The sequence below is a fragment of the Pseudomonas sp. PA-4-8C genome (assembly GCF_021606625.1).
Classification (GTDB): domain Bacteria; phylum Pseudomonadota; class Gammaproteobacteria; order Pseudomonadales; family Pseudomonadaceae; genus Aquipseudomonas; species Aquipseudomonas lactis.
Genome location: NZ_WKCD01000467.1, coordinates 1 through 2232, shown reverse-complemented (window position 1 = coordinate 2232; position 2232 = coordinate 1). Strand labels below are relative to the sequence as shown.

Annotated in this window: 3 protein-coding genes and 1 pseudogene; 2 read left to right on the top strand and 2 right to left on the bottom strand. The window is 61.1% G+C overall.

Annotated features, from left to right (window positions below; translation table 11 throughout):
• Window positions 1-326 (top strand): annotated as a pseudogene (locus GIW04_RS29995) (hypothetical protein); the annotation flags it as partial.
• Here the strand turns inward: GIW04_RS29995 and GIW04_RS29990 are convergent.
• Window positions 323-1030, bottom strand: a complete 708-nt coding sequence (locus tag GIW04_RS29990; RefSeq protein ID WP_120248201.1) for a tellurite resistance TerB family protein — start codon at window positions 1028-1030, stop codon at window positions 323-325. The pseudogene GIW04_RS29995 and the gene GIW04_RS29990 overlap by 4 nt on opposite strands.
• Before the next feature lie 124 nt (window positions 1031-1154).
• Here GIW04_RS29990 and GIW04_RS29985 point away from each other — a divergent pair, with 124 nt between their 5' ends.
• A complete protein-coding gene (locus GIW04_RS29985; protein ID WP_120248087.1) occupies window positions 1155-1682 on the top strand; it encodes a DinB family protein in 528 nt (175 codons plus the stop codon).
• Between the two features lie 136 nt (window positions 1683-1818).
• Here the strand turns inward: GIW04_RS29985 and GIW04_RS29980 are convergent.
• Window positions 1819-2232: hypothetical protein (locus tag GIW04_RS29980; protein ID WP_236479558.1), on the bottom strand; the 414-nt coding region annotated here is incomplete at its 5' end.

Here is a 2232-nt window from a genome sequence, read left to right as displayed (position 1 = left end):
GGTTTGATGGCGCAGACCTGAACATCCCACTCACATGGCAACCCCTGGCGCCCCTGCGGCTGAACCTGAACGCCGGCTGGAGCCACGCCTACAACGAGGGTGATCAACAGCATCGCCTGACGTGGGGCACGGGGTTCGAATATCAGTTGGCAGACGCGCTCACATTGATTGGCGAGCGCTATGGCCAGGAAGGCGGCGAACAGGCCTGGCAGGCTGGGCCGCGTTTGCACATCGGCGAATTTGTCGACGTGGACGTGCTGGTCGGGCGCAGCCTGATTGGCGATCGCGCCCAGTGGCTGACCACTGGGGCGACGCTGAGGTTCTAGGCTTTGGCCTGCTGCTCCAGATGCACCTGCAATTGCGGATCGATTTGCAACTGACCGGCCAGGTCGTCGAGGTAATTACGCTCGGCGTCCTGTTGGTCATCGACCAGCATCACGCTCGCCAGATAAATCTCCGCTGCGATTGCCGGGTCATTGGCATACTCGGCAAAATCGGCGGCATCCAGAGGCTTGGCAACTTCGGCGTCGAGCCACTGCTGCAATTGTGGGTCGTCGGTATGACGGCCGATCTCGGCGGAAATCATCTGCTGCTCTTGTGCATCGATTTCGCCATCGGCCTTGGCCGCCGCGATCATCGCCCGCAGTAAGCCGTGGCTATGGGCTTCGGCTTCAGGCCCTTCAAGCTGATCAACGGTCTGGATAGCTTGCTGCGGTGCCGAAGCCTGTTGGCGTTGCCAGGCTTGGTACGCCTGGAAGGCCGCCATCCCCAGGGACGCCAGCGCCGCGTAGTTCATCCCACCGCCGCTACGCGTCTGGGAGGTGCCACCTGCCGGAGCGCCGCCCAACAAGCCACCCAGGCCACCCAGGCCACCGAGTAAACCACCCAAACCGCCGCCAGCCGAAGATGCATTGCCGGTGCCGGCGCCCTTCAACAGCCCACCTAGCAACCCGCCCAGGCCGCCGCCCGAAGTGCCGCCGCCTTGCTGCCCTGCACGCAACAGTTGTTCCAGTAGATCGCTGGTATTCATGGTGTCGCCCTCCGGGGCGCAATAGTGGCGTTGATCAAACATAGTCCTCCCGCGATGGAACACCATGACCGTCGGGCGGGCAAGCTTTATGATGACGCCATCACGCCGACAAGGGAGAACAGCGGTGAACCGCATCGAGCATATTGCGTTGATGGCCACTTACAACCAATGGATGAACCGCAAGGTCTACGACGCCGCCAGCACCCTGACGCACGCACAATTGACCCAGGACCGCCAGGCGTTTTTCGGCTCGATCCTCGGCACCTTGAACCACCTGATGCTGGGTGACACCGTCTGGCTCAAGCGCTTTGCCGAACACCCGGCCAACTTTGCGGCCTTGGCGCCGCTGAACGGGGTGGCCACGCCCAGCGACCTCGAGCAAGTAGCCTACCCCAGCCTTTCCGAACTAGCGGCCCATCGCGCCTGGCTGGATCAACTCATCATCGATTGGGCCCACAGCCTGCAAGAGCCCCACCTCGACCAACGCCTGCGCTATCACAACATGCGCGGCGTGGCCGCCGAGAAACCCTTCTTCGGTTTGCTGGTGCACTTTTTCAACCACCAGACTCACCACCGCGGCCAGGTGACGACACTGCTGAGCCAGGCGGGTGTGGACGTAGGGGTCACCGACTTGCTGGCGCTGATTGACTGAAGGCCGACACGGTCAATGTGGGAGCTGGCTTGCCTGCGATGGCGGTGTAACAGATTCAAACCTGTGACTGACACATCGCTATCGCAGGCAAGCCAGCTCCCACAGTTGCCCTATATTGCCCACACTATCAGTGCCGTCACTTCACCTTGCTGCTCAAATTCTCCACACTGCGCTTCAAATCATCCAGGCTACGCTTGAGCCCGTCGATCTCGCTTTTCTGCCGCTCTATCGTGCTCTTCTGCTCATCCACCGTACGCTTGAGACTCGACAGCTGGCTGTCACTGCTACTGGTACTCGAACCGTCCTTGCGCTTGAACTCATCAAACGCACGCTCCTGCCCTTCCACCTTACTTTTCAAGCTTTGCAGTTCGCTTTGACTCTGTTTTTGCCCAGCCTGCAGCGCCTCGACATCCCCCACGGAAACACCCGACGGCTTCAACACATAGGCACCGCCCACGTCCATCGAGCCGGCCGTTAACTTATCTGAAGACGACGCACTAAACTCACCCCACTGCACCGCACTCCCCGCCTGCGCCGAGCTGAACACGGC